The sequence below is a fragment of the Bifidobacterium sp. genome (genome assembly GCF_022647885.1).
Taxonomy (GTDB): Bacteria; Actinomycetota; Actinomycetes; order Actinomycetales; family Bifidobacteriaceae; genus Bombiscardovia.
In genome coordinates this window covers 813,279-839,987 of the sequence record NZ_JALCLM010000001.1, presented here as the reverse complement: position 1 = coordinate 839,987, position 26,709 = coordinate 813,279, and the positions used below count along the sequence as shown (strand labels likewise).

Annotated in this window: 20 protein-coding genes and 3 tRNA genes; 4 read left to right on the top strand and 19 right to left on the bottom strand. The window is 49.2% G+C overall.

Translation table 11 applies throughout. The annotated features are described in order from the left end of the window. Positions 1-26: 26 nt before the first annotated feature. From dapC to LKI20_RS03515, 13 genes are all read right to left on the bottom strand, one after another. A complete protein-coding gene (gene dapC / locus LKI20_RS03575; RefSeq protein WP_291769991.1) occupies positions 27-1,175 on the bottom strand; it encodes a succinyldiaminopimelate transaminase in 1,149 nt (382 codons plus the stop codon). 82 nt (positions 1,176-1,257) lie between these two features. Next, positions 1,258-1,584, bottom strand: coding sequence for a ferredoxin (fdxA, locus tag LKI20_RS03570; RefSeq protein WP_291769989.1), 327 nt, complete (start codon positions 1,582-1,584; stop codon positions 1,258-1,260). Between the two features lie 93 nt (positions 1,585-1,677). Further along, entirely contained in the window at positions 1,678-3,195 is a 1,518-nt protein-coding gene (locus LKI20_RS03565; protein WP_291769987.1) for an amino acid permease, read from the bottom strand. Positions 3,196-3,561: 366 nt separating this feature from the next. Further along, entirely contained in the window at positions 3,562-4,299 is a 738-nt protein-coding gene (locus tag LKI20_RS03560; protein ID WP_291769985.1) for a hypothetical protein, read from the bottom strand. 137 nt (positions 4,300-4,436) lie between these two features. Further along, entirely contained in the window at positions 4,437-5,666 is a 1,230-nt protein-coding gene (locus LKI20_RS03555) for an FAD-binding protein (protein WP_291769983.1), read from the bottom strand. Between the two features lie 274 nt (positions 5,667-5,940). Next, a complete protein-coding gene (gene rpmG / locus LKI20_RS03550) occupies positions 5,941-6,108 on the bottom strand; it encodes a 50S ribosomal protein L33 (protein WP_081884259.1) in 168 nt (55 codons plus the stop codon). A 46-nt stretch (positions 6,109-6,154) separates the two neighbouring features. Further along, positions 6,155-6,228, bottom strand: a tRNA-Met gene (locus LKI20_RS03545). A 4-nt stretch (positions 6,229-6,232) separates the two neighbouring features. Continuing rightward, a tRNA-Thr gene (locus LKI20_RS03540) sits at positions 6,233-6,304 on the bottom strand. Between the two features lies 1 nt (position 6,305). Next, a tRNA-Tyr gene (locus tag LKI20_RS03535) sits at positions 6,306-6,387 on the bottom strand. Between the two features lie 814 nt (positions 6,388-7,201). Beyond that, positions 7,202-8,194, bottom strand: coding sequence for a class 1b ribonucleoside-diphosphate reductase subunit beta (gene nrdF / locus LKI20_RS03530; RefSeq protein ID WP_291769977.1), 993 nt, complete (start codon positions 8,192-8,194; stop codon positions 7,202-7,204). 437 nt (positions 8,195-8,631) lie between these two features. Then, positions 8,632-10,818 carry a class 1b ribonucleoside-diphosphate reductase subunit alpha gene (gene nrdE / locus LKI20_RS03525; RefSeq protein ID WP_291769975.1) on the bottom strand — a complete coding sequence of 729 codons (2,187 nt, stop codon included), beginning with the start codon at positions 10,816-10,818 and terminating at the stop codon, positions 8,632-8,634. Positions 10,819-11,030: 212 nt separating this feature from the next. Next, the gene (gene nrdI / locus LKI20_RS03520) at positions 11,031-11,519 is read right to left on the bottom strand and encodes a class Ib ribonucleoside-diphosphate reductase assembly flavoprotein NrdI (protein ID WP_291769971.1); all 489 of its coding nucleotides are present in this window, start codon (positions 11,517-11,519) and stop codon (positions 11,031-11,033) included. A 592-nt stretch (positions 11,520-12,111) separates the two neighbouring features. After that, on the bottom strand, positions 12,112-13,209 hold the full coding sequence (locus tag LKI20_RS03515; RefSeq protein WP_291769968.1) for a histidinol-phosphate transaminase: 1,098 nt from the start codon (positions 13,207-13,209) through the stop codon (positions 12,112-12,114). A 469-nt stretch (positions 13,210-13,678) separates the two neighbouring features. Between LKI20_RS03515 and LKI20_RS03510 the strand changes: the two genes are divergently transcribed. Further along, positions 13,679-14,905, top strand: coding sequence for a trans-sulfuration enzyme family protein (locus tag LKI20_RS03510; protein ID WP_291769964.1), 1,227 nt, complete (start codon positions 13,679-13,681; stop codon positions 14,903-14,905). A 74-nt stretch (positions 14,906-14,979) separates the two neighbouring features. Here LKI20_RS03510 and LKI20_RS03505 read toward each other — a convergent pair whose 3' ends face one another. The 6 genes from LKI20_RS03505 to LKI20_RS03480 all read right to left on the bottom strand — a co-directional run bounded on the left by LKI20_RS03505 (position 14,980) and on the right by LKI20_RS03480 (position 24,688). Next, complete coding sequence (locus LKI20_RS03505) at positions 14,980-19,122, bottom strand: transglutaminaseTgpA domain-containing protein (protein ID WP_291769961.1); 4,143 nt, start codon at positions 19,120-19,122, stop codon at positions 14,980-14,982. Positions 19,123-19,124: 2 nt separating this feature from the next. Beyond that, entirely contained in the window at positions 19,125-20,114 is a 990-nt protein-coding gene (locus LKI20_RS03500; protein ID WP_291769957.1) for an AAA family ATPase, read from the bottom strand. A 123-nt stretch (positions 20,115-20,237) separates the two neighbouring features. Next, positions 20,238-20,531 carry a co-chaperone GroES gene (gene groES, locus LKI20_RS03495; RefSeq protein WP_291769955.1) on the bottom strand — a complete coding sequence of 98 codons (294 nt, stop codon included), beginning with the start codon at positions 20,529-20,531 and terminating at the stop codon, positions 20,238-20,240. Between the two features lie 246 nt (positions 20,532-20,777). Then, a complete protein-coding gene (locus LKI20_RS03490; protein WP_291769952.1) occupies positions 20,778-22,553 on the bottom strand; it encodes a hypothetical protein in 1,776 nt (591 codons plus the stop codon). 58 nt (positions 22,554-22,611) lie between these two features. Next, positions 22,612-23,880 (bottom strand): hypothetical protein, encoded by a 1,269-nt coding sequence (locus tag LKI20_RS03485; RefSeq protein ID WP_291769950.1) that lies wholly within the window; start codon positions 23,878-23,880, stop codon positions 22,612-22,614. 154 nt (positions 23,881-24,034) lie between these two features. Continuing rightward, positions 24,035-24,688 carry a GNAT family N-acetyltransferase gene (locus tag LKI20_RS03480; RefSeq protein WP_291769948.1) on the bottom strand — a complete coding sequence of 218 codons (654 nt, stop codon included), beginning with the start codon at positions 24,686-24,688 and terminating at the stop codon, positions 24,035-24,037. A gap of 95 nt (positions 24,689-24,783) precedes the next feature. Here LKI20_RS03480 and LKI20_RS03475 point away from each other — a divergent pair, with 95 nt between their 5' ends. From LKI20_RS03475 to LKI20_RS03465, 3 genes are all read left to right on the top strand, one after another. Beyond that, positions 24,784-25,449 (top strand): 5-formyltetrahydrofolate cyclo-ligase, encoded by a 666-nt coding sequence (locus LKI20_RS03475; protein WP_291769945.1) that lies wholly within the window; start codon positions 24,784-24,786, stop codon positions 25,447-25,449. 82 nt (positions 25,450-25,531) lie between these two features. Continuing rightward, on the top strand, positions 25,532-25,729 hold the full coding sequence (locus LKI20_RS03470; RefSeq protein ID WP_291769941.1) for an FmdB family zinc ribbon protein: 198 nt from the start codon (positions 25,532-25,534) through the stop codon (positions 25,727-25,729). A gap of 259 nt (positions 25,730-25,988) precedes the next feature. Next, positions 25,989-26,669, top strand: coding sequence for an SAF domain-containing protein (locus tag LKI20_RS03465; RefSeq protein WP_291769938.1), 681 nt, complete (start codon positions 25,989-25,991; stop codon positions 26,667-26,669). Positions 26,670-26,709 lie beyond the last annotated feature (40 nt).

Genomic DNA, 26,709 nt, shown 5'->3' with positions numbered 1-26,709 from the left:
GTAATCCGATAACAGCGACTGGCAGCCTAGATTCGTGCAGCCTTCGCCAACCGAGCGGCCGCCTGTGAAATGGCTTCATCACTAGCAGTGGTTGAGAAACGAAGATATCGAGAATCTCCGTAGAATTCGCCAGGACTCGGCACAATACCTATATTTGCCAAATGCTGCATATCTTTCCAACAGTCATCAGACAAAGCTCTAACCCAGATGTATAGCCCTCCTTGTGGCATATGGGCGTCATATCCGTAGACAGTCAGTGCTTGAGTCAACTCATGCAGGCGTTTCTTATACCGTTGGGCTTGTATGCTCACACCTTCACCATCCCTCAATCCAGCAACCATGGCTGCTTGGACAGGACCTGGGATGATCAGGCCAATCTGCTTGCGATACTGTGTCATCTCAGCAATCAAGTGCTCGTCACCAGCAATCAATGCTGTGCGATATCCAGCCATATTGGACTGTTTACTCAGTGAGTACAAGCACAGCAGGCCTTCAGCGCTACCCTCACAGACGTCATCATCAAGTATGCAAGGCGTGGCACCTAATTCGAAGGTTGCAGAGCTGCTACGCCAATCCATACGTGCATAACACTCATCGGAGAGTACCTTTGCCCCGATCGAACGTGCAGCACGTACTATCGTGCGTAACTGCACAGTGTCTAAGACAGCCCCCGTAGGGTTACTCGGGGAATTAATCCATAATGCTTTGACCCCAGAGTGATGAACCCAACTGTCTACATCGGCAATATCGTCAATCTTGCAGACAGTAGCACCAGCGATTTGCGTGCCAATCTCATACGTTGGATACGAAATACGTGGCTGTATCACCACATCGCCGTCGCCACAACGCAGCAGGCTAGCCATCAACGCAACAGCTTCTTTTGAGCCAACTGTTGGTACAGCATCGGCATGAATATTCGAAAAATCAACCCCACGCTGGGTGTAGAACCATTCACGTATCGATTCGCGCAGCAGGGCGGTCCCAATAGTGGCGGGATAACCATGCGCATTTACATCGTTAACCGCCCCAGATATCGCTTCACGTACCAACTGTGGTACTGGATCTACTGGAGACCCGACGGAAAAGTCCAACACCTCGCCATGTTGTGAAGCGATATCGCGGTACTTCTGCACACGTGACCAGTCATAGGGGGTACTAAACGTCTTAAATCCCAAAGCTCAGCCTTACTTGTTTCACAGTGCGATAACCCTGAAATCAGTGCACTTGTTAAGCCTTACAGCGCTCACCCATCACCACTCAGGAAGTAGCGTTTTGAGGAGCAAGAGCCGCTACTTGAGCAGGATCATGGTCAATTGGTCCAGCTGCAGCCGCACCACCTAAATCTCCGACTTCTTTGAAGTAATCCACAGCGGCATCTGTATACCAAGTCCACTCCTGTGGCACATCATCTTCATAGAAAATCGCCTCAGTAGGGCACACAGGTTCGCAAGCTCCACAGTCAACACATTCATTGGGGTTGATGTAGAGAGAACGTGGGCCTTCATAAATGCAATCCACTGGGCACTCATCCACGCAAGCTTTATCTTTGACGTCCACGCATGGCTGTGCAATAACATATGGCATAGCAGCCTCCCTCTCAACTATTTCCGTTGATGACATACCCAATCATCACGTACTTGTCGTTTCAGCGTACCGCTTCCTTGAGACGCAGTTTAGCTATTTAGTCGGTGTTTTCGCCAACTCCGGCACCTCCCCGGCTAACTCATTTCGACCTAAACGGGAGTGTTTGTATGAGTACCCGAAGTAGATTGCAAAACCGATGGCAAGCCACACCACGAAACGGACCCAAGTCAGCACTGTCAGATTGAGCATCAACCACAAGCAAGCAAGCGCAACCAGTATCGGGATCCAAGGGTTGCCTGGCATTTTGAATGAGCGATGCAAGTCAGGACGTTTACGACGCATAATTGGAACGGAGATAGCCACCAAGGTAAATGCTGACAAGGTACCGATATTTACCATGTCCGAGAGCACATCAACATTGAAACAGGCGGCAACTATCGCCACCACGATGCCTCCCACAATTTGAATCTTGGCAGGCGTGCCATGTGAGCCGGTAGTTGAGAAGCTGCGAGGCAATAGTCCATCACGACTCATAGCAAAGACAATTCTGGTTAAACCAAGGAGCAGCACCATCACCACTGTGGTCAGGCCCACAACGATACCGAAGGAGATAATCTTGGCAGCCCAGGTTGCACCTACCAATTCAAATCCAGTTGCTAGAGATGGGCTGTCCGCCTTGGCTAGTTGTTTATACGACACCATACCGGTTGTGACCACGGCCACGAGAATGTACATCAGGGTTACCAAGCACATGCCAATAAAAATACCTTTAGGAACCGTACGATGCGGATCCTTTGCCTCTTCGGAGGCAGTCGCAACTACGTCGAATCCGATAAACGCAAAAAAGACCAGAGCTGCACCCGAGAGGATTCCAGGGATACCATACATACTCGGTGCCATACCCGTAAACCACTGCCATAGTGGCTCTCCGAAAGTACCAGAAACACTGCCTGTTGTCGTGACAACAGCCTGAGTCGGGGGAACAAAAGGCTGATAATTTGAAGCCTTCACATAGAAGAAACCAACAATAATGACAAAAAATACGATACCAATTTTGAGAATAGTTAAAGCACCATCCACACGTGCTGAAAGCTTGGTACCTAAGACCAATAGCACGGTAAAGAAGGTAACAATAATAATTGGGGCAATATCTATATGAAATGATCCCAGACTGAGATTCGTATTGAAGTTAATCCCCACAAGATGCAACAAATCATTGAGATATACACCCCAATACTTTGAGATGACCGAACTGGCCATCAACATCTCCAAAATCAAATCCCAACCAATAATCCACGCAATAATTTCTCCGACTGTGGTGTAGGTAAAGGTATAGGCAGATCCTGCTACTGGCAACATTGAAGCAAATTCTGCATAACACATTACGGCTGCTCCACATACCACGCCTGCAATGATGAAGCTCAGAATGACCGCTGGTCCTGCATGAAATGCAGCAGCCTGCGCGCCTACTGAGAAGATTCCAGCACCAACAGCGACAGCAACACCCATAACCGCCATATCCCAAGCGTTGAGTGTACGTTTAAGCGTCCGTCCAGACTCGCTTGTTTCGGCCAAAGTCTGCTCAACGGATTTGGTTCTAAAAATACTCACATTCCCCCCTGCGATGAGTTCAAACACAGTGCGCTGGGGGTGTGGCATAGAGTCTCAACTGGTGATGCCCTCGGCAGCAGCATACAAGGAGGTCGGCAGTCCCAACCGGATTGGTGCTGCCGCGCTAATCCTCACACATCTGTTAACAGCACTACAGTCTAGTACCGAGTTTGTCATCAACACAGATCACATAGCAATAAACCGTCTTGTCTCGCGATAAATTTTCTGCGACAAGACGGTTTATGGTAACGACAGACGAGAAAATTGATAGAAAGTGGGAGAAGCGTCACATTGCACAGGGCAGTAATTGACCAAATTGACAGGATGATTGACTGACACAGAGATAATCGAGCTGTCTTATTGGTATCACACTGTGCCGCTGAGATCTGACTGTGTTGAACTCGAAGAGTCACTGCCGGAGGTGCCACTACCATTGTTACTACTTGATGAGCCACTATCAGAATTTCCGCTGCCGCTTTGACCCTGCATCTGGCTGTAACCACTCCCACCCATTTGAGGCATGCCACCTTGGTTAGAAACCTGCGAGCTGCCGCCAGAAACCGCTCCGGCAATCAAACCGCCCGCTAGACCTCCGACCAGACCGCATAACAGAGCCAAGGCGCCGATAGCGGCAATCACGCTGACCTTGATGCCTTGCCAAGTACGCGCAACTTTAGCCTTTGAATTCTGCAGACTAGGATTCTGTCCCTGTCCGTTCCAGTTCCTCTGTTGGTTCCACGCACCCTGAACAGGTGTTTGTTGCCGCGGATCGAAGTTGTGTTGCGCTTGCTGAGTGTAAGGCGCATTGGGTGTTTGTTGGGCATTAAAGCCAGCTTCAGAAAAATCTCCCTGTGGCTGGGCGAGGGTAACCCTCGGAGGTGTGGATTGAGCAGGAGTAGCTTGATTCTGGTTGTATGCGACCCGAGCAGCCTCGTTGGCTTGCTGTGGTCTTTCAGGCCTCTGCGCTGGCTGCTGAGGATTTGCTGGCTGAGCAGGCCGCTGCGTTGCCGCGGCTCGTTGTGCTGAAGTCTGCTCGGATGCGTTGCCGGCTGCATTAGAGACTGCCGTTGAACTAGTTTTGTTGTTGGTGGTTGGGTCGCTCATTCTGGGTCCTTTCATCGGAATACCCACTATTGAAACGCCCATACCATGCAATAGGCTGTGATGAATCTGCGCAGCCACATGTATCTTGCATGAGGTATCTGGAATATACGCTGAATGCCAGCTGAAGACTGTGAGTTTCAGTTACCGTTCAGGGTCAAATTACCAATGAATACAGGTTCCGGCACTAAACAGATACCAAATTGTTGCTGCACACCCTCGCGCACAGCTGCAGCCAGTGCAACAATCTCATCCGATGATGCTTTACCCCTATTAGTCATAGCCAGAGTATGCACCGTAGACAGGGATGCTTGGGCACTCCCTTTCAATGAAAAGCCCTTCTGGAAGCCGGCATGATCAATCAGCCAAGCGGCAGATGTTTTGATTCCAGAAGACCCATCCGGCATATGCGAGGGGAAGCGAGGGGCCTCTTTCGGTAATGTGTCAGCCTGCTCAACAGTCAGCACAGGATTCATAAAGAAACTGCCGCAGCTACAACGATTTCTGTCCCACGAGTCACTTTCAATCAAGGTGTGCAAAGCCTGTAATGCTGCGTCAACATGCTGTTTGCGACGAGTACCTTGCATCCATACAACAGCATAACGATGAGGATCTTCAAGCATTCCTTTGGCAGCTCTGACCTCAAGCACCTTCTGGCGAATACTTGCTGTCGCTACTCGCTGCCCTATCTCAACCTGCAGTGCTCTGGCGAGTTGTTCAAAAGCGACCACACCAGAGTCACTATGCCGCAGTGCAAAGCTGACCGACAACACCACATATCGTGGTGTCGGGAAAAAAGGATTATCTTTAGAGGTCTCAGGCGAAGAGACCGCATACATGCTGCGTTTCAACGAAGAGGTGCGGTATCCAAAACCCATCTCCTGACTAGAAAGAGTGCGAACTACCTTGTCCTGACGATCCCAGACTTCAACACTTGAAACACTAGTAGCCACTTCTTGACCGTAAGCTCCAATATTTTGTACCACCGAAGCACCTACTGTGCCAGGAATGCCTGAAAGCCCCTCGATACCCTCGAGCCCAATCTGGATGCTAAAAGCAACCAAATCATCCCAATTTGTTCCAGCATCAGCTGCAACATGGACTGTGGTGTCACGCCCTTCAACCGGAGCAGCCTCATCTAAAACGAGAATTTCGTGCCTAGCATCGCGGACAACCACACCATCAAAATCATCGTCAGAAACCAACATGTTGGAGCCGCCTCCAATCACACACAATGGCAGTTTCTTGCTATCTGCGTCCTCAACCGCTTCAATCATGCCTACTCGACTGGTCGGTTGCTCAAAACGTGCGATGCGACCTCCCACACCAATGGTGGTCAACTCTGCAAATGTAGGTGAGGTAGTAGTCATGGGCTACAGCATAACTCGAAGCTGGTGCTGGCATGTGCTGTTTCAAAAATGTATGCACTGATTGTGCGCACCGAAATTGTGTAAGGATTTTCGAGACGGAGATTTTCTCGAATGCTGTTGCCTGAATATCAGAATTTCTCAACGAACACTCATACGCTCGCTAGACGATAGCAACACACTCTTTCTTGTATGCTGTTTTGACTGAAACTGACCGAAGAGAATACGAAAAAACCCGACCTAAGTCGGGTTTAATGTACGTTTCGCTCCGCGAAGTTCAGCGGGTTTCGCGATGAACCGTCTGCTTGCCACAACGTGGGCAGAACTTGTTGAGCTCTAGACGATCCGGAGTGTTACGACGATTCTTCGTCGTGATGTAGTTACGTTCTTTGCACTCGGTGCACGCCAGCGTTACGCCTGGACGAATATCTGCGGCCTTTGCCATGGTTCACCTCTGTAGTCATTACTCATCGACTCTTTGCCGATGATTGTAGCGAGGGAGAGACTCGAACTCTCGACCTTACGATTATGAGTCGTACGCTCTAGCCAGCTGAGCTACCCCGCCATAGAGCCTCGAGTGAGAATCGGACTCACGACCTCTTCCTTACCAAGGAAGTGCTCTACCACTGAGCTATCGAGGCGTGGCGGATAGTGGATTCGAACCACTGAAGCATTACGCGGCTGATTTACAGTCAGCTCCCTTTGACCGCTTGGGAAATCCGCCATGCCGCATCCGACCTAAGCCAAAAACGGCAACTTCGTTATATTGCCACGGTTTCACTGAATACGCAAGTCGTGTGTTCCCCGTGTCGCGACAATGTGCGTGGGACGTCTACTCGCCTCGATCCAAAGATTCAATCGCGCAGAGCCGTGATTGGAACGACGCGCACTCCATCGGGACGTGTGTATGCATACGCGGTCATACCGCATACCGCATACTGCACAGAGCACCGACGGTGGGGAGCTCGCGGATAGTCCTGCATGTCACGCTGCAAGGCCAAGAGCTTCGATGCCACTTCATTGATTTAATGGGCACCCAGCTTGATTTCGATGGCTGCCCATCTCCCGTCAGACACCGCGACGACGGCGCCGATTTTGGTATCGACAAGCCGGATCCGATATCTTTCGCGCCTCATGCCGATTGCAAAACTCTCCTTATTCCGTCATTTTCCGTCACTCTGATTTGGATTGGCCGCTGTCTGCCAAATCCAGGAAGCTGCCGGCATACCACGGCGCATGGTTTCCCCGTGCATCACACCAGCCACCGCTCTTCCTACGAATCTCAACCGGTCAAAGCACTTAAAACATGACACACTCAGCGGCACGCCAGTACCGTTTTCCGATCTGCGAACCACCATGTCTGGACCAGACATGTGCGCTCATGCCACCTAGCCCGTTCTCGTAGGAGCTCTTTCACATTGTTGTTCCCTCTACCAATTCGTAGAGGATATACAAAAGGTCTGAAACCGAGCACATTCGGTTTCAGACCTTCCAACAACTTCTGTGGTCAAGCATGACCTCAGAGCAGTCAGGACTTCCTAGAAGTCCCAATCATCGTCGTCGGTTTCGACGGCTTTGCCCATCACATAGCTTGAACCAGAACCAGAGAAGAAATCGTGGTTCTCATCGGCATTCGGACTGAGTGAGGCGATAATGGCGGGATTCACATCCGTGGTGTCGGAGGGGAACAGCGCCGGATACCCGAGATTCATCAGAGCCTTGTTGCCGTTATAGCGCAGGAACTTCTCAACATCCTCAACCAGACCAACACCCTCATACAGACTACGAGTGTATTCAACCTCGTTATCATAGAGATCGTTGAGCAACTCATAGGTGTAGTCACTCATCACCTGACGCTCAGAATCCGAAACTTTTTCTAGACCCTTTTGATACTTGTAACCAATGTAATAGCCGTGAACAGCCTCATCTCTAATAATCAAACGAATCACATCCGCGGTGTTCGTCAGCTTCGCATGACTAGAGAAATACATCGGCAGGTAGAAGCCTGAATAGAACAGGAATGATTCCAGAAGCGTAGAAGCAACCTTACGCTTTAAGGGATTGTCACCCTCATAATAGTCGAGCACAATCTGTGCTTTCTTCTGCAGGAACTCGTTCTCCTCACTCCAAGCAAAAGCACCATCAATCTCTTTTGTAGAGGCAAGAGTGGAGAAAATCGAAGAATATGACTTCGCATGCACAGACTCCATAAAGGAGATATTCGTGTACACAGCTTCCTCATGAGGAGTTAAAGCGTCAGGTATCAACGAGACAGCACCGACAGTACCCTGAATGGTGTCAAGCAACGTCAAACCCGTAAATACACGCATCGTCAATGTGTGCTCTTCATCGGTCATTTTCTGCCAGCTAGGAATATCGTTGCTCACCGGAACCTTTTCAGGAAGCCAGAAATTACCTGTCAGACGATCCCACACCTCAAGATCTTTTTCATCCTCTAGACGGTTCCAATTGATGGCCGAAACACGATCAATAAGCTTCAGCGGCTGTCTTGGCACAGAAACAGGTACCATGATATTCCTTTCACAACTCATGTTGACCGGCGCAGCACCCAACTATGCGCACGGATTATGTCTTAAAACCTCAATACGAGATAACTGCTTCAAAAGTACAGCTTTTTGGAGTATTTTTCACGATTTTGCTGTCCTTTTGATGCAGTTATCTCGGTTTGCTGTAAATCTTCGAAACCTTCGGTCTAAGCAACCGAACACTTCGCCCGAATTTTGGGAAGGTTGCGTTACGTAGGGACCTCGTGTGGCGATCGCTTCGCGATCCTTCGCAGCCTTTGCGACTGCTCACTGAGCCTATGCGAAGCGCACAGCGCTTCGCACTTAACGGCTCAGCCCACTGGGCTGTGCGCTTTACGCGCGATCACAAACACGATCGCCTTCGCGCCCTTGGCGAGCGCTCACTGTAGCTACGCACAGCCCACTGGGCTGTGCGCTTTACGCTACAGCATGCAGCTTACGCAGCCTTCTACTTCAGTACCTTCTAGAGCTTGTTGACGAATACGGATGTAGTAGAGGGTTTTGATACCCTTGCGCCATGCGTATATCTGGGCTTTGTTGAGATCTCGGGTCGTCGCAGTGGACGGGAAGAACAGCGTCAGCGACAATCCTTGATCCACATGTTGAGTCGCCTCGGCGTAAGTGTCAACAATCTTTTGCCAGCCAATTTCATACGCATCTTCGAAGTATTCCAGATTCTCATTAGTCATATAAGGCGCTGGATAATATACACGTCCCAACTTGCCTTCTTTACGAATCTCAATCTTCGAAGCAATCGGGTGAATCGAGCTGGTGGAGTGGTTGATATAGCTAATTGAACCGGTTGGCGGTACAGCCTGAAGATTCTGGTTGTAAATGCCATCCTTAAGAATCTGGTCTCGTAACTCTTCCCAATCCGCAACCGTGGGAATCTCAATACCCTTCTCAGCAAAGAGTGCGCGTACTCGTTCAGTCTTCGGTTCAAGTGAACGACGTCCGTCAGTATATTTATCGAAGTAATTACCCTGCCCAGCTGGCTTCGCATAATCAGATGTGGGGAAGCTTGCAAAAGCCTTGCCTCGCTCAACAGCAATGCTATGGGAGGCCTTGTAAGCATGGAAAGCAACCGTCATGAAATACATATCGGTGAAATCAAGGCCTTCTGGTGAACCATAATGGATGCGTTCACGAGCAAGGAAACCGTGCAGATTCATCTGTCCTAGACCAATTGCATGTCCCTCTTCATTGCCACGGCGGATAGAAGGTACCGCATTAATGCTGGTGTGCTCAGCAACAGAAGTCAAAGCGCGGATAGCTGTCTCGACGGTGTCACCGAGGCCATTATCAACAGCCTTAGCAATATTGAGTGACCCAAGGTTGCATGAGATATCACGACCGACGTGTGAATACGTCAAATCCTCGTTATAAGTGCTGGGCTCCTGAACTTGCAAAATCTCGGAGCACAGATTGCTCATTGTAATACGACCATCAATAGGATTGGCCTTGTTAACTGTGTCCTCAAAGAGGATGTACGGGTAACCTGACTCAAACTGAATCTCAGCGATGGTCATGAAGAATTCACGAGCATCGATGTAGCTTTTACGAATGCGATCATCAGCAACCATTTTTTCGTAATTCTCTGAAATCGGAATATCTGAGAACGGTTTGCCATAGACGCGTTCTACGTCATACGGGCTAAACAGCGCCATCGGCTTACGCTGCTTAGCAAGCTCAAAGGTGATGTCAGGGATAACTACGCCCAGGGACAGTGACTTGATACGAATCTTCTCATCAGCATTCTCGCGCTTAGTATCAAGGAAACGCATTACATCCGGATGGTGAGCGGAAATATAGACGGCACCAGCTCCCTGCCTAGCTCCAAGCTGATTCGCGTAAGAGAAGGAATCCTCAAGCAACTTCATTACAGGAATCACGCCCGAAGACTGATTCTCAATGTGCTTAATCGGAGCACCCAATTCACGCAGATTGCTCAACAACAGCGCCACGCCGCCACCACGTTTGGACAGCTGCAATGCTGCATTGATGCTTCTAGAGATGGACTCCATATTGTCTTCAAGTCTGACCAAGAAACAGCTGACAGGCTCTCCACGTTGTGCTTTGCCGAGATTCAGGAAGGTCGGAGTTGCAGGTTGGAAGCTGCCAGAAATGATTTCGTCTGCGTATTTAAGTGCCATTTCCTCATCACCGGCAGCAAGTTCCAGTGCCACGGCGACGCTGCGCTGGGGGAAATCTTCCAGATATTGCTTGCCGTCGAAAGTCTTCAAAGCATACGAGGAATAGAATTTGAAAGCACCAAGAAAAGTGTCAAATTCGAAGTTGAGCGATTCAGAGTGAGCATAAATTTTCTCAAGGAATTCGCTTGAATACTGACCAAAAACTTGTGGATTGTAATACTGATTGTCTACCAGGTAAGCGATGCGCTCAGCAGTGGATGCGAAAGACTTCGTATGCTGGTGGACGTGGCCATGAACATACTCACGCTCAGCATCCTGATCCTTATCAAATTGAATACGACCATTGTCGTCATACAAGTTGAGCATGGCATTCAAGGAATGATAATCATGGGCAGAATCGTAAGTCTCCTCCCCTGTATTATCGAGGCTCAGCGCCGTGTTATCGATTGCAGTCATCTGCATTCCCTTCCATTAAAACTAAACATTATGACGATTCAACAGTGATGATGCTTTACTCATCAGCGATACTCATCAGTAACGCTGATGTATTCAATTCACTAAGAATTTTGATGCTATCGGCCGCTGCCAGTTAGACCATTCAGTCCATGCTGCATAAGCCATATTCATTGCTTACTAGAGTTGATTGTTTGATTACCTACTGGTCATTCTTATTCGTGATGGTTATGGAAGAAGTCTCGTATACCGTTTCTCACCTTCGTTTCGTCTTCCTTGGTCCCCATCAATTCAAAGTAGTAGAGAAAAGGTACCTTGCATTTGCGAGCTATGATGTCGCCTGCCATGCAGAAGGCATCTCCAAAATTCGTGTTACCTGAGGCAATCACCCCACGAATTCCAGCTCGATTATCTGGATTATTCAGGAAGGTTCGAACCTGCACAGGTACTGCTTTCTTGGCGTTACCCCCACCGTACGTTGGCACCATAAGCACATAAGGCTCATTCACATGGAGCTCTCCTTGCGAACGCCTAAGGGGGATGCGATATACATCGATGCCTTCGTTCTGCAAGCCGCAGTTGGCAACAAACCTTGCGGTATTCTCCGATGCTGATGAAAAGTAGACGATTGCGCCAATCTTTTCGCCCTGTGCCGCATGCTCAGGCACACTAGCCTGCAACTGCGCGGTGGCGACCTCACTCATATTGTTCCTCCTCAGCACTCTTCAAACGAATGCAGAAACCACTATATCTAGTTTCTGATTCTATACCGCAAACTATATATAGTGTTTTATGTGGTCTATATCACACTATTGTCATTTGATTGAGAATATGCATTGAGTATTGTGCGCGCGTGATGCGAAGTACCCCAACGATGAGTGCACATTAAGAGAAGATTCATACTGAGCTCGAAATTTCACGGTGCACCGAGGGCGAAACACTGCGGATAGGGGGTAGGGAAGGACACTATGTAAAGGACACTATGTAAAGAAGTTCATGCAAAGAAGACCGTGTATCGCAACAACAGACCACAGAGTTCAGTTCTCAGGAACTTCTAGCACAGGAAAAGAGTGCATCGCTTGCGAGAGACTCAAGAGCCTTCTGGCTACTTGAGCATTGATTCAACGCTCAAGTAGCCAGATAACGCTCAAATACTGAGCACAGTACAAATGCACAACACAGTCCAACAGACATCACATGCATAGCACTTTCACACACTGAGATTCCGCGCTGGTACACGTCCTGCTACACATATAGCTTTCTGCTGAGAAATCGGGGATTAGACGACTCAGTGGTTCAGACGGTGACTGCCTGTGGGTGTGCAATCTCGAAAGTGCGTGCACAGACGTCAATCACTAGGTCGTTCGCTTCTCGTTCTGCGATGGTGATACGAATGCCTTCACCGGAGAACACTCGTACTGATAAACCTGACAGCTCAAAATAATGAGCTATCTCGTCGGAACGTTCTCCCAGCTGCAGCCAGAAAAAGTTTGCATATGGTTCTGGAATTTGCCAACCCTGCTCGCGAAGCTTGCTGACAACTCGTTCTCTCTCCATAATCAGTGCATCAACACGCTCAGAAAGTTCAGCATAAGCATCGAGACTTGCTACCGCGGCTACTTGCGCCACATCAGAAACGCCAAAAGGCAGTGCGACCTTACGCATACCGTCGATGACATCTTGCGGGCCGACCGCATAGCCAATTCGCAATCCAGCCAAACCATATGCTTTCGAGAAAGTCTGTGCCACGATTACATTCGAATATTCATGAAACAGATCAAGACCTATGCAAGTTTCTGCATCAGTATTGAACTGCACATAAGCTTCGTCAATGAGCACTAGTACATCATCAGGAACTGCCTCTAGGAGTCGACGAACGTCCACGTCAGACACCGATGTGGATGTTGGATTGTTGGGGTTATTAACAATCACTAGACGTGTACGGTCGTTAATCGCTGCAATCATCGCATCGATATCGTGTTTACCCTCGGCAGTGAGAGGAACTTGGACACTCGTGGCACCTGCTGTGGTGACAATGATTGGATAAGCTTCGAAACTGCGCCAAGGATAAATCACCTCGTCGCCCTTCCCCGCCACCAGATTAACCAGCTGTGTGATGACCTCTGTGGAGCCGCATCCCAGTTGAATATTCTCCGAGCTCACGCCTAGCTGCTGTGCAAGCTTCTCAACTACAGCCCAGCCTCGCATGTCTGGATACCGATTAATGTGTCCAAGCGCCTGATCAGCGATAGCTTTCTGCACACTGGGCAGTGGGTTATGCGGATTCTCATTGCTAGATATCTTAAAACTTCGTTGCCCTTCGACTTGTGGGGCAGGTTTGCCCTGCTTATATGAAGGGAGCGTATCGATTACCTGACGATGTCTGAATACCATGTACCTATCCTAAGCCGAAACACTGGCATGGTGTCATTCTAGAGTGGCGCAATTATCTACGCGATAGCTGGGCAGGTATACGTTTGTGTAGGGATTAGGAAATACATCATCCTTGGCAGAGAGCAGAAATGGCGGAATGACGGTATTTGTAACGAAGGCATACTGCTGATTACTCCAATAATCCCTACACAAACGAAACATGACCAATACAGGTCACCAATATAGGCAATTTGGGCATGCCTGGCACGTATTTCAGTGCCAGAATGTCTCCTTGTTGCATACTTTCCGCTAAGCAAGGCCTGTCGGTGAATCACATGCAGCGATATTGAGTCAGGATCAGGGTCAGAGCTGGATAATCGCAGACAGGTATTCGCTTTTTTCTATGACGCACTCAAGATGATTGGTAAATCAGGGAAACCCAAACAATAGCTGTGGTGCGAGGAGTAGCGCAGTGTGATAAGTATGGTTTATGGCTTCATCTTTCACCCATCAGGGCTTCACCAGCGATCACCAACAACTCGGTTTTTCTACGCGTTCCATCCATTTAGGCAATGGCACCGATGCTGAAACGGGTGCGATTCGTAGACCAATAACCTTAGCCAACGCTTACGCATTACCCGAGGATCCATCAGACATCAACTGGTCAAGCTCCGACACCAATCTGTACACGCGCAATGGTCATCCGAATCAACGCTATCTTGAGGCAAAAATCGCCAACCTGGAAGGTGCTGAAGATGCTGTGGTATTGGCATCAGGAGTAGCTGCACTCTCGGCCACGTTCACAACGCTGCTGAATCGCGGTGACCACGCTATTTTTTCGGATACGACCTATATCGCCGCATACCGCTTATTACACGAGATTCTTCCAAAGAAGTATGGCATTGAAACTACTATCGTTGATAGCTCCAATCCTGACAATGTTGCACAAGCAATCCGTCCGAATACTCGTCTAATTCATATAGAAACCCCTGCGAATCCAACACTAAAAGTTTCTGACATTGCCGCAATTGCCAGTTTGGCGCACCATGCCGATCATCAGATTCTGCTCAGTGTAGACAATACGTTCAACTCACCGTTCAACGTTCGTCCTCTCGATCTGGGAGCGGATATTGTGATTGAAAGTCTGACCAAATATATTAACGGCCACGGAGATGCACTCGGCGGTGCGATAGCAACTACAAAAGATATCACCGATGAAATTCGCTTCACAGCACAGGTGAATTATGGTGGGATCATCAGCCCATTTAATGCATGGCTTATTAATCGAGGATCAGTCACCCTTCCTCTTCGTATGAAGCAACACAATGCTTCAGCACTGGCGATAGCCAAGCATCTCGAAACTCACCAAGCCGTTCGATTTGTGGCATATCCAGGTTTACCCTCGCATCCTCATCACGATGTAGCAGTTTCTCAACTCGCTAACAAGCACTCTGGTTTCTCAGGAGTATTGAGTTTTGGCCTGCACACAGACCATGCTGGCCACAACCGTTTCGTTAACAATCTGAATATCATAACTTCCGCAGTGTCGTTGGGTCATGACGAAAGTTTAATAGTGTTTCTGGGAGAGGATGATGAGCGGCAATACCTATATTCTGAAGAGTTCCATCAGGGATTCCTAAGATTTGCAGTTGGGCTTGAAGATACCGAAGACCTGATTAATGATATTGACCAAGCAATCCTCGCTGCCGGTATATAGATTCCACTTTCTCAATATCTATGTATCTATACGTCTATTAACGTCATCAACACTGCGGACCTTATGCCATGAGACTACTGAAACACGGACTTTGGCAACATCGTAAAGCGCAAACGATATATCCACAGCATTGATTGGCGTTGAGATTCGAATATTCGCGATACCAGCAGTCTGCGCAAACCTTCGACCTCATCACGCGTAGGTAGCTGAGATACGGGTGTATCTGATGACAGGAAGTCAGCTTCCTTGTCGGGACTGTGTTCCGTGGACGATGACGGCATAAACACACCACGATGAGCGCTGAACATTCCCCACACCGCCCCTTGGGCTATACGATTCAACAGTTCCAGACTTCGCTCACTGGGTATATCTTTCAGCGCTTGCTTGGCTTCATCATTGTTCTGTGTTTTTTCGCCGCTAGGGTTCTCCATTATTATTTCAGTCAATCGTTGAGCAAGCTCGGCATCACTAAGTTTGTCAGAAACAACCATGCCTGCATCTAGTGCAGTATCAACAATCTCATGCCATAATGCAATCCATACAGCACCTTGATCAGTAGTACGCGCTTCTGATGCTGATTGCTGTTGAGGCGCGGTCGAGTCTTGAACTGCGGTTGTATCGTTAGGAATTATTCCGTCAGGAGTCCCTGATTTGTTATCAACAGCGGAATTGCTGCTTTCGGCGAGGTAGTGGGACAACAACTGATATCTGTGATCTCTGCGTCTGGTCCTCACTATCAGAGGCAAGGTAATGCATAAGAGCAGCACAGCAATAAGAAGCACAATGCCTAGTGCTGCGAGAATACGCAAGGAATTGGCATCGTTTGCAGTAGCAGAGGTGCCAGATTCCGCATTGCGCTGCGCATCGGCGCTTTCAGTCTCGCTCTGATTACTACTCGAATTCGAAGGTGTTGGAGTTGTCGTTGAGGTGGTTGGACTTTGTGTTGGCGTATTTTGTGTAGGAATCGACGTGTCAGCAGATGTGGCATCAGATGCAGTGTCTGCATTAGTCGTTGAGGGGGTTACATCAAAAGGAACCCAGCCAATACCGTCAATATATACTTCCACCCAGGCGTGCAATTGCTTCGCCGCAACCGTATAATTTCCCGTTCCAGTACTTTCACCTGGCGTATAGCCCAGCACCATCCTGGTCGACAAACCCATGCCACGACCAAGCACAGCCAATGCGGAAGCGTAGTGAACACAATAACCAGATTTGCTGCGCAGAAAGCCTCCGACCATCGTCATATTGTCACGACCATTACCATCTGGTTCATCCAGGGAATAGACAAAATCGCTCTGATTGAAGTAGTTCACCAGATACCGCATAGCATCTAACTGGCTGCTTGCACTATCGCCGTCAGTGGATACTCCTTGACGTTTAGCTTGATTAATCACCCCTCTCACACTCGCAGGAAGCACTGAGGGCAGAGTCCCGTATTGCTGTCTCAAACGCTTACCGGTGCCTGTATCGTCAACCGTTCTGTCATCAAAAGTACTGGACCACGAACTGCTATCAGCAGAAGTGCCCGTAGAATCAGCATTGTCAGCCAACCGCTGTTTTCGTTCAGTAAGCTCAGCACGTACTTCACTCAGTCTGCGGAAGTCACTCACTTGGGTAAGCGGTTGAAGATACACACTTTGTATCCGATATTGCATACCTGAGGACGTACTCTCAAGATTATTACGGAAAACACCGTCGGCATCGCGGCGCCAATTGCCGTCATTCGCTGCACCGGAAGCTCGAATTGCTTCGCCTGGCAAGGGTAAAAATCTGGTTTGCAGGGATTCGATGGTGATTGAAGAGTCCAGAATGTAATGGTTGTCATCATTTGGTGAGGTGATATATCGTCCTGAGTTGGAGTCATCAACATCCGCAACCATGTACTTCATCAGCGGCGATACCCAGATAATATCGCCGCTGTCATTATTGCGTAAGAGATATCCGTCACCGACCTGTGTGTACATGCTCCCCGTCGAAGACGTAAATTCGTCGCTTGTTGTTGACGTTGACGATGAGAAAGACCATGTATCACCATTGAAGTTATCCAATGTTGAGAGTCGCAAATACACCCCTTGTGAGGCTCGATACGTCAACACTGTGGAATTAGAACCTTCTTGTAAACCGCGTTTGAGATCTACCATCGGGTTGATAGTCCCACTAGAAAACAGTCCAGCATTGGACGCTATAGGAATCGTTACGGCACGCGCCACTACCATCATCGGGGTTAATAAGGCCATACTCACTGTGACTACAAACACCGACATTGTCAATGGTGTAATCGGATGAATCTCACTAGTTGCAGTGGTCCATATCAGCAGAGCCCCGGCAGCCAACACTAGGATTATTACCCAGGTATATGGCGCTTGACCCGTCACTTGATAGGTCATTGACATCACTGCAACAGGCAACAATGCAACTACTGGAGCTAAGCGAATCTGCACCAACATGATACGAAACAACACCAATATGGAAGCCACAGCAACTATCAGGAGCGCATCTGAATCAGCATTAATCTGAACTGGCGGATACTGAGCATACACGTGAGCAAATCCACGAACTAGCACATCCCACAGGGTGGTTGTCACTGATTCCCAATCCTCCCCCACGCTGCCAGCAGGCACTGCAATTTGCTCAGTATGGGGTATAAATAGCCAGTATCCACTGCTCGCATGTATGCGGAATACGACGGCAAGAAATGCTGCAATAACGATACTTATAGAGGACAAGAGAGCTTTCACTAAGGAATGAGCACTATGCTGTGCGGCCAAAATTGAGTCGAGGGCGACGAGGGCAAAACTCACGCCAGCGAAGTACGTCCACCACACGCCTTGTGTTGAAAACAGCTGGCTCAAGGTAATGATGGTTGTTGCCGCGAGCGCCCATAAGCTCGCCGTACCCGTCACCATCCGCAACATACCTTGCGTTGGTCTTGTCGATTTACTCATCGCCGTACTTTGAGCATCCACATGCTGCACAGTGTTGGAATCTCGTCTAGGAAACTCATGAACACTGTGAAGATCGGAGCTAGAACCCTCTTGCCGCTCTGCGCCAGCCTGCAGTATCTCATCGTCACTGACTTGCGGGCGCACTAATCGGTATGCTTCACCCTGACGCGAAGAGGCCATCATCGACGTAATATCCTCTGACGCTCGAGTGCTCACTATAAGTATTAGCGGATGAGGCTTGCTGCCATGAGTGAAATTCTCAATGACCTCCGGCAATGTTGACCACGCTTGTTCACCAGCTCCATCGCCACTCGCTGATTCCAGAGTTGAGCCATCCGCAGCTATTGTTTGTACAGCAGCCAATTGACGCATGATTGACTTCGTATCTAGATATATGCCTGTGCCGTCAGAGTAGAAATTCCCACCGTGTCTCGACGTGGTTGAATCCAAGTGGCGTAGTACTTCCCGCACACAGGACTCCACATCCGCATCTGCAGGATCTACAACCCACAGCGTATCGCTAACTGTTTCTTGGTTAGTCTCTCTGGTCATTAACGAACCGAAATGTGCGGTGTATTTCCAGGCAATCATGCGTGGCGAGTCGCCAAATTCATATTGACGTACCCCGTTCATACCCTGATGCTGCCCGGAAGCAAGTGTATGAGCAACTTTGCTGGATGGAGTTCTGTCATATTCAATATCAGGCAACAACATCACTTCATCAATGTGATGCTTTACACGCTTGCGTGCTTTGTATAGCCCAAAGGGATCTGTCCAACAGACCATCAACGATTCAAGATGGAACAAGCCTCGCTGGCGTGGCAATACACCACGAAATCGCTGTACAAGCAATCCTCGATGATTGATTTGTATCCACTGTTCAACAGGCTTGGCGTTACGCGGCAGCATGAGGCGCTGTCTACGATTGCCCGTGTGAACAAGGTCAACATATCGAGGGTTAGCGCTGGACGTTGTATTAAATAGTGAGGAAGACCATAAGGTCCATTGAACGATGGTCATGATGCACGAGAGCACTATAAGCGATATCAACGCCACAGACACAGCCAATAACACGCGATCATCGAAGGATAATCCCAAAACCATACAGATAGCTGCGACTAACAGCAACATCACCGCAGCTACTGTTGGGCGAAACATCTGATGCTGACGCCCTAGTTGGTGCGCCCGTCGATGGCTCCTCAAAGGATTCACCAGACGACCTTTGAGGCGGTCCACTGGTTTACGCACCACAGAGTGTCGCCCTGTCATCGTTATCGCCGTCGCATTAGGCTGAACGGAGCGCTATGAACGCGACGATCCTCGGCAGCACTCGGCACAGGAAGCTCTCGGAGTATACGATTAATCGTCTCATGCCGCTTCCCCACCGATGAATTGATTCGCGAATCGTTGAACACCAAACGATGAGCCAGCACCGGCTCGGCGAGAATCATCACATCATCAGCAATCACATAATCTCGACCTTGCAACAGCGCCCAAGCCTTGGCCATACCAGCTAGAGCAAAACCAGCTCTCGGCGAGGCACCAAGTATGATCTCTGCGTCATTCCTTGTCTGGTTCAAAATCGCAACAATATAATCGGCCATCATAGGGCTAATAAACACCTCGTCAGCTCGCCCTCTCAGATCGAGAAGATCATGTAGCGAGCACACAACTTCAAGTCCAGCAAGGGGGTCAGCACCAGAAGCCCTAGCTATTGCAGCACTCTCCTCGCGTTGAGGAGGATAGCCCATACTGGTACAAGCAGTAAAACGATCAAGTTGAGCCTCCGGTAAAGGGTAGGTTCCTTCTAACTCAATCGGGTTCTGGGTCGCAACAACGATAAAGGGATCCGGCAGCGCATAAGTATTGCCGTCAACGCTGACATTTCCTTCTCCCATTGCCTCAAGCATCGCGGATTGCGTTTTGGGATTAGCGCGATTTACCTCGTCAGCGATGACGACATTCGCAAACAACGGCCCTGGCTTGAACACAAACTCTTGCGAGCGCTGATCAAAAATACTCACACCCGTCAAATCACTAGGCAGCATATCGGGTGTGAACTGGATTCTGTTAGCTTCACCTGAAATTACTCTGGCCAGACCCTTAGCCATGGTGGTCTTACCCACGCCAGGGACGTCTTCAAGCAGCAGATGACCGCCTGCACAAATCGTCGTAACAGCCAGTTGAATAACAAAACGCGGACATGACAACACAGCATCAAGAGCCTCAACAAGACGATTCGCCAGATGGTTCGTTCCCATTTCTATCCCCCGCCATACACGTCACCAGCCCCGACATATGTTCATCATTCTACGCAATAGCCCCGCTGAACACCTTGTGGCGATCAGCGGGGCTATTGCAATAAATATGTGCTAGGGATGCTCTTAGTTCAGCACAGCTAGTACATCGCGAGCGGAAACAATAAGATAGTCCTCGCCCTGGTAACGGACTTCGGTGCCACCGTACTTGGAGTACAGCACCTTATCCCCTACCTTGACATCGACGGGAACGCGCTCGCCGTTATCATCGCGACGTCCTGGACCTACAGCAAGCACTTCGCCTTGCTGAGGCTTTTCCTTGGCCGTGTCGGGAATAACCAGACCTGAAGCGGTCGTGGTCTCTGCAGCTGCCTGCTTGATGACAATCTTGTCTTCCAACGGTGTGAGTGAGATCGACACTGTGGACCTCCTCTTTCTTATAAGAGAATCGATTATTTTCGCGCCAGAGCTAGGTCGAGAGGCTGACGGGACACTCCACGTTGTTCTGTTGCGCTACAGGTTATGGTAGCGCGTAATTAGCACTCTGCCAACTTGACTGCTAATGCTGTGTACACGCAGAAGCCCAATAACTGTGCTTGTTATTGCGATTTTTCGCCAAAAAGCGGTTTAACATCTGGATGCTAAGTACGGTTATCAAGAATTTCTCTATTTGAGGAATTCTGCGAGACATAAGGTTAATGAGGCCTTCGCCCAATTCAACGGGGCTATAGGACTTGGAACAGACCACATTGTCGTGCTGCCGTCACGCTGCTTGGACACAATATGGTTGTAGCTTTCAGGCAGTAAGTTTGGCGCTACAACTTTGCCATCAGCCGAAATCATGCCTTCGCCGGTGACTTGCCCCAAGGCTCTATTGAGATGGCGCACAGCTGTTGCACGCAATGCCACTACTAGTGACTGAGGATTTTGCAGATATCTTGACTCAGCTGCAGAGTCTGCTGCTGAAAGCTCTTGACCGGATTCAATCTGCTGCGCCACGAGTAAACAGCATTTCGCATACCACGAGTCAAAAAACCACTCAGCTTCAGTGCCTTCAATGAAGCCTGCTTCACGCTTGAGATGACTTTCAGGATCAGCATCAGGTTTGATGTCATGCCACCAAAAGTTCGCAGACTGATAGGTGTCATGGTCGTAACGCTTGATGCCGTAGTCCCCGATAAGCGATCCAACAATTGTTAATATGTGCAGTTGCTCATCAACGCCAAGGCCATGAGGACTGGCCGGATATATTAGCGACAGTAGAGCTGCATCGGCCTCGCGTCTGCGCGAATCACCGAGATCGTAGTCGGGCGATTCCCCTCCCAGTGATATTTGCCGATGCATCACAGCAGTTCCGCTGGCGATAAGCTTCGCTATCGCCTGTTCATTAGCAAGAGGTATTACCCGCAACGACTTCATCGTCCGATGATAAGCCTGTACAAACGCTTCTCGTTGATCGCCAGTAATTTGCCAGTGCTCAGTGTGCTGCTCTGTGAGCATACTTTCTAAACGTTCAAGTGCAGATACGACTATGCCAATTGAAGAAGTGTTGCGACGCGCTTGTTCCTCCCAAGCGCCAGAATCCTCCATCTCATAAAAATGCACAGCATTGAGATACGCTACGAGTCGAATTAATGCAGCTAAGCGGGAATCAGCTAGAGCAGAATCTGCTTGTGTTGCATTTATCTTGGCTGAATCTGCCATGGCTGAATCTGCCATGGCTGAATCTACTACGAATGTCGCCGTATCATTCGCAGCGGTTGTGTGAAGAGGCTCAGTAAGCTCATCAAGACTCAACAAGCCTTCAGCAAAGGCCGATATTGCTGCTTCGAGCGCCAGGCCTAAAGCATCATTTTGTTTATGAGTCCACGACTGAGGTAGACCGTTCTCAATTACATCGTCGTAAGTGGATGAAGCTCCATTAAAGCGAATATGAATCGCATTCATCGATCCCAAAGGATCTGGTAAATCAAGAAGTTCTGGTTGAGCAATCGCTGCGTTGATGCGGTTAACTTGAGATGCCAAATAATCCAGTTGGGTTAGTAGAACTGCCTTAGCATCTCCATGTCTGCTGGTATCGGACAGTAAAGCGTAATAGCCCCAGATTGAGTCACGAACCCATATGGCATCGTAATTCGTTGCCGAAGCCTCTTCTTGAGATTCAAAAGAGGCTGCATTGATGTATGTACCCCACGGTTGTTTCACCACGTTGATACGGCGTAAATCCTCAGTAGCAGCCGCCAAGTGCTTCAGCTCAGACGGAGAATACTCAGCGCGCAGTAACTTAGCAATGTTGCCGTTATGCACACTAGCCCTGTAGGTATGGCTGGCAAGACCGTCAACGTATTCTACATTCAGCGGGGAGTCAAACATCACATCAGTTCCCAAAGGGATTGTGCCGTTGGCTAGGTTTTTCGCATATGCTTCGAAGTCGGTATACATGTCTTCTCCTATCGCCGTACTGAGTTCAGTGAAAGCTCATTTGCCGGCACTAGGACAATCAGGATTGACTTCTGCGGGCAAGAATCGATTCGATATTTACACCTAGTGAGTCAGAAGTCTGCTCCGGTGCATCAACTTCTGCTTGAGTTTCACTATCGTGGAAGTGTTTAACGTCCGTTGTTGACTTATCAGCCGAATCCTGGGATGAGTCTTCATGCGAATCATGCGTTAGTGAAGTTGATGCTGGGGCCTGCACCGTTTTGGGCGCAGCTTTAGGCACAGCTTTGGAAACCTGGCGTACAGACTTGATTTCGAGGCTTTCTGCCTCTGCAGGTGTTGCAGCAACACTGCTTCTTGCTTCTCCTAGTGAGAAGGAAATCAAATCCTGCGATGCGGCCATCTCAAAAGCATCTAACACAGGAGAAGGTGATATTCGTTTGAGTTCATTGGTGGCATCTGGGAGCTCTTGAGCTTGAGGCATCAGCGGGGTCTGTCGTTGAGCAACACCAGCCTCATTGGAAGACGTTGAACCAGTTGACGGACGAGTATCACTCTTCTGGCTGGGTTTGCTGTGTTGTTTGCCTTGCTGAGACGAAGCTGTCTGATGTGATTCGCTAGCCTTGACATCAGCAGGTCGACTATTCTCTGCTTGATGCTCACGCTTCGCTAAAGCACGCTGCTTGTCTTGCTGCGCTTGACGCAGTACCTCGTGCACCTCACTAGCTGCAAGCACATTAGTTGCACTCTCATCTTCATCAGCAGCGCTGCGAGAAGCCAAATCATCAAGTTCATCAACAGTCATATACACAGCTTGAGGACGTTCCTCTTCCTTGGACTGTCTCTGGTACCCCAATCCTTCACCCTCGGCATGCTGATTAAGCTGATTATTACGATTATCTGCGCGGGTACCTTGCACGGCTTTCACCACATGCTTAGTGGTGGCTGCAGAAAGTTCCTGCTCCCAACGCCGTGCATCACGCGATGCCTTGGCACCTAGCACAAGCGCGAGAACAGCAAGAGCCGCAGGAATACAGGCGAACAGTGGACTGAACTGCATCGACACAGCCAACAAAACGACCACAGCAGTAATCACCAGCAGCGAGGCAACAAGAATCTGTCGCCTACGAACCGCTTGCCGCCTCATCATTCTGATGTGGGCAACTCGCTTCTGCGAGAACGCGGAATCGTGTCGTTGCTGCTGTGACTCCATGGACAAACCTTTCGTTTGTTGCACGCCCTCATCGCTGAACAGGGTCGCATTGTTCGCATCAACTATATGCAGCGAAGGTGAGAACCGGTCTTCACGGTGCTCTGATGCTCGCTTCATGCCTCTTTTGGTGCGTCTTGGCAACCACCCCAGAACAAGGACCGCGGCCATCACTGCCAGCACAACGCTGCTCAGTGAATCGTAATCCATACGCCCCACGATAGTTGAGAGAAGTGCGGAATGAAAAGATTTACATGGTGTGTCGGCAATTATCTTAGCTTTGTAGTCGTTGTATTAAGGGTTCTTGTATGTCTTCTGGCATCAGTACATACACCTCATGGTCTCTCCAAACACCATTGATGAACATATATTTCGTGCGTAAACCTTCGTAGCGAAGCTGCAGTTTTTCTACAACCCTCTTTGAACGCTGATTTTCGGGCAGGATGGCAATCTCAATGCGATGCAGTTGAGGACCTTGCGGATCGAGTATTGCCCAATCACTAGCCATTGCCACGGCTAAAGGAGTAAATCCATGACCTGCCCATCGTTCATCTATCCAGTACCCTAAAGTCGCTGTGCGCATAGAACCATAGGTAATTGCCCCAATTGAGAGTTGTCCAACAATCTGTCCGCGATACTTCATCAGGAATACCACGCCATTGCCGGCTTCTTCACTCTGCTTCTCCTTGTGCACCCACTGAGCAAAGCTCATACTCGGCCCCTGCATTGGGTCACCAGATTCCCAAGGTTTTAGCCATTCGCTGTTACGCCAACGGACATCATTCCACTCCACCTGATCCTCAAGGGTTAGGCGTTGCAAACTCAAGGGCTCAACCCCTGCAGGAGCATTAATCTCGTCAGGAATGCGCAGAGCCACATCACTGGGGTGGAGCTGCAACACCGACTTCAACGATTGAAACACGGACATACCTTTATTGTCGCATCATTTGCATTAGCGCGAGGCTCAAGGATATTAGAGCACGGACCAAGTGCTGCTGCTCTATCTTCTGGTAGAACGAAGGTATGAGATCTCAACTCAGTGCATCAGATGACCACATAGGAAAAGACCACGTGCAGAAGAAGCAAGTACAAGCGGACAAACAGCGAGCACGAATTGCAGCTCTGGCAATTCGGTCCAAACTCAGCGCCGAACAGTGTCTCGAGGCAGGCACGAGCTTGGCCAATCGCGTGATGCACTCCTCATTAATCACCACTGCCAACACTGTCGCCGCCTATGTCTCTATGGGTACAGAAATATCTACATTTCCTCTGCTCGCCACTCTGCTCAGCCAACAGAAGCGTGTCTTAGTGCCACGTCTCGGTGCGGGTCGTGACGTGTTGTGGGGAGTTCTGGACGACGTTGCCACCATGCACAATATGGGCTCTCACAGACCTCAAGAACCAGAAACAGACTTACTACCTCCTGAGTCTGTGCAGGGCGCTGAAGTCATCTTTGTCCCAGCTCTAGCTGTTGATTCCAGCGGCAATCGCTTGGGACGTGGTGCTGCTTGGTACGACGAAGCATTAACACATCGTCGCAAAACTGCACTAACTGTTGCGGTATGTTGGCCTTGGGAGTTTCGATCAGACGTAGTACCTTCACAAGATCATGATGTCCGAATGGATGCTGTATTAACACCCGAATCTTTCACGCTGCTAGCCTCTAACAAGTCATACGACAAGAAGTAGTGCAATAATACGGTGTTGGGGACAACACTTACCATGAGCGCAACCCCTAACGATTGTTGAACTTGAACGAAGGACAGAAGCGGTGCCTACCTACCATTACCGTTGCAAAAGCTGCCAGTATGACTTCACGCAATATCAGTCATTCGACGACCAGCCCATCACTGTATGCCCTCGTTGTGGCGAGGAGCAAGTGCGTAAGGTGTTTTCTGCAGTACCCATCGAGTTCAAAGGTCACGGTTTTTATCGAACTGATGGTGGTTCAAGCAGTTCAAAGAAGTAAGTTGCCTACATTCCTCCTCACCTCATCAACTGCTAGAGACTGTTCGCTTGTGCACTAGCATGCGGTTTCGAGAACACTGTGCATAGAACATCGTGTAACGGGGCATTTCACGTGTGGCGTGGTTTAACTCTGAACACCTTATTGTGCGCCCTTTCTCATTACTGCTGTTGGTGCTTGGTTTGCCTGTGTATAAGTAGTCATTCGACCACAACTAGTTCAACTGGCCATTGGCGAGTATGGAATACGGCAATCTGTGTCCATGATGAACTTTCAACTACGCCATAATGATTTGCCACTGACAGACAGTTTGAAACACCGTCGCATTCGTTACCAAGCCAGAAGATTGGCTTGCGCTATGCTGGCATCCCTCAGCCTCTTCACGTTAATGCAGTACCTTTCCTCAATCGCCTCTGACACTAGTCCACTGGTTGTTGCGAGCAGTGATATTCAGCAGGGCGATGCCCTGAAACAGTCATCTCTCCAACTCATCCAAGCACCACAAAGCGATGTGTTTCGTCAGGCCTTCACCACAGTTGGCGAGGTGGAGAATCTGATTGCTCGCACTGAAATTTCTCGAGGGCAGGCGATATATCGTAATGCAGTCACCACGAGTGTTGAAACCCCCAATGGGCTCACAAAACTCAGAGTCAATCTGGCAAGTATCCCCAGTGATTTACATCCTGGCGACCACGTTACATTGGTCACTTCTGGGAGTTGTACCGAATCAGATCATGGCGAAGAAGCAAGCTTATGCACTCTCAGTGAAGATGCCCAAGTGCTGAACATCAGCAAAGACGAGGAGGATTCTGGCTTATTCTCATCGGTTTCCACAGATAATCCGAGCTATAACGCTGTCGAGTTTGTGTTGTCACCTCAAGAAGCGTTGGCCATCATTGCCCGACAACAAGAAGGGCCTATCCTAGCCGTAGATATCCAGTAACGTGAGTTTCATCATGTTTGAGCGATTCAACACACAAAAT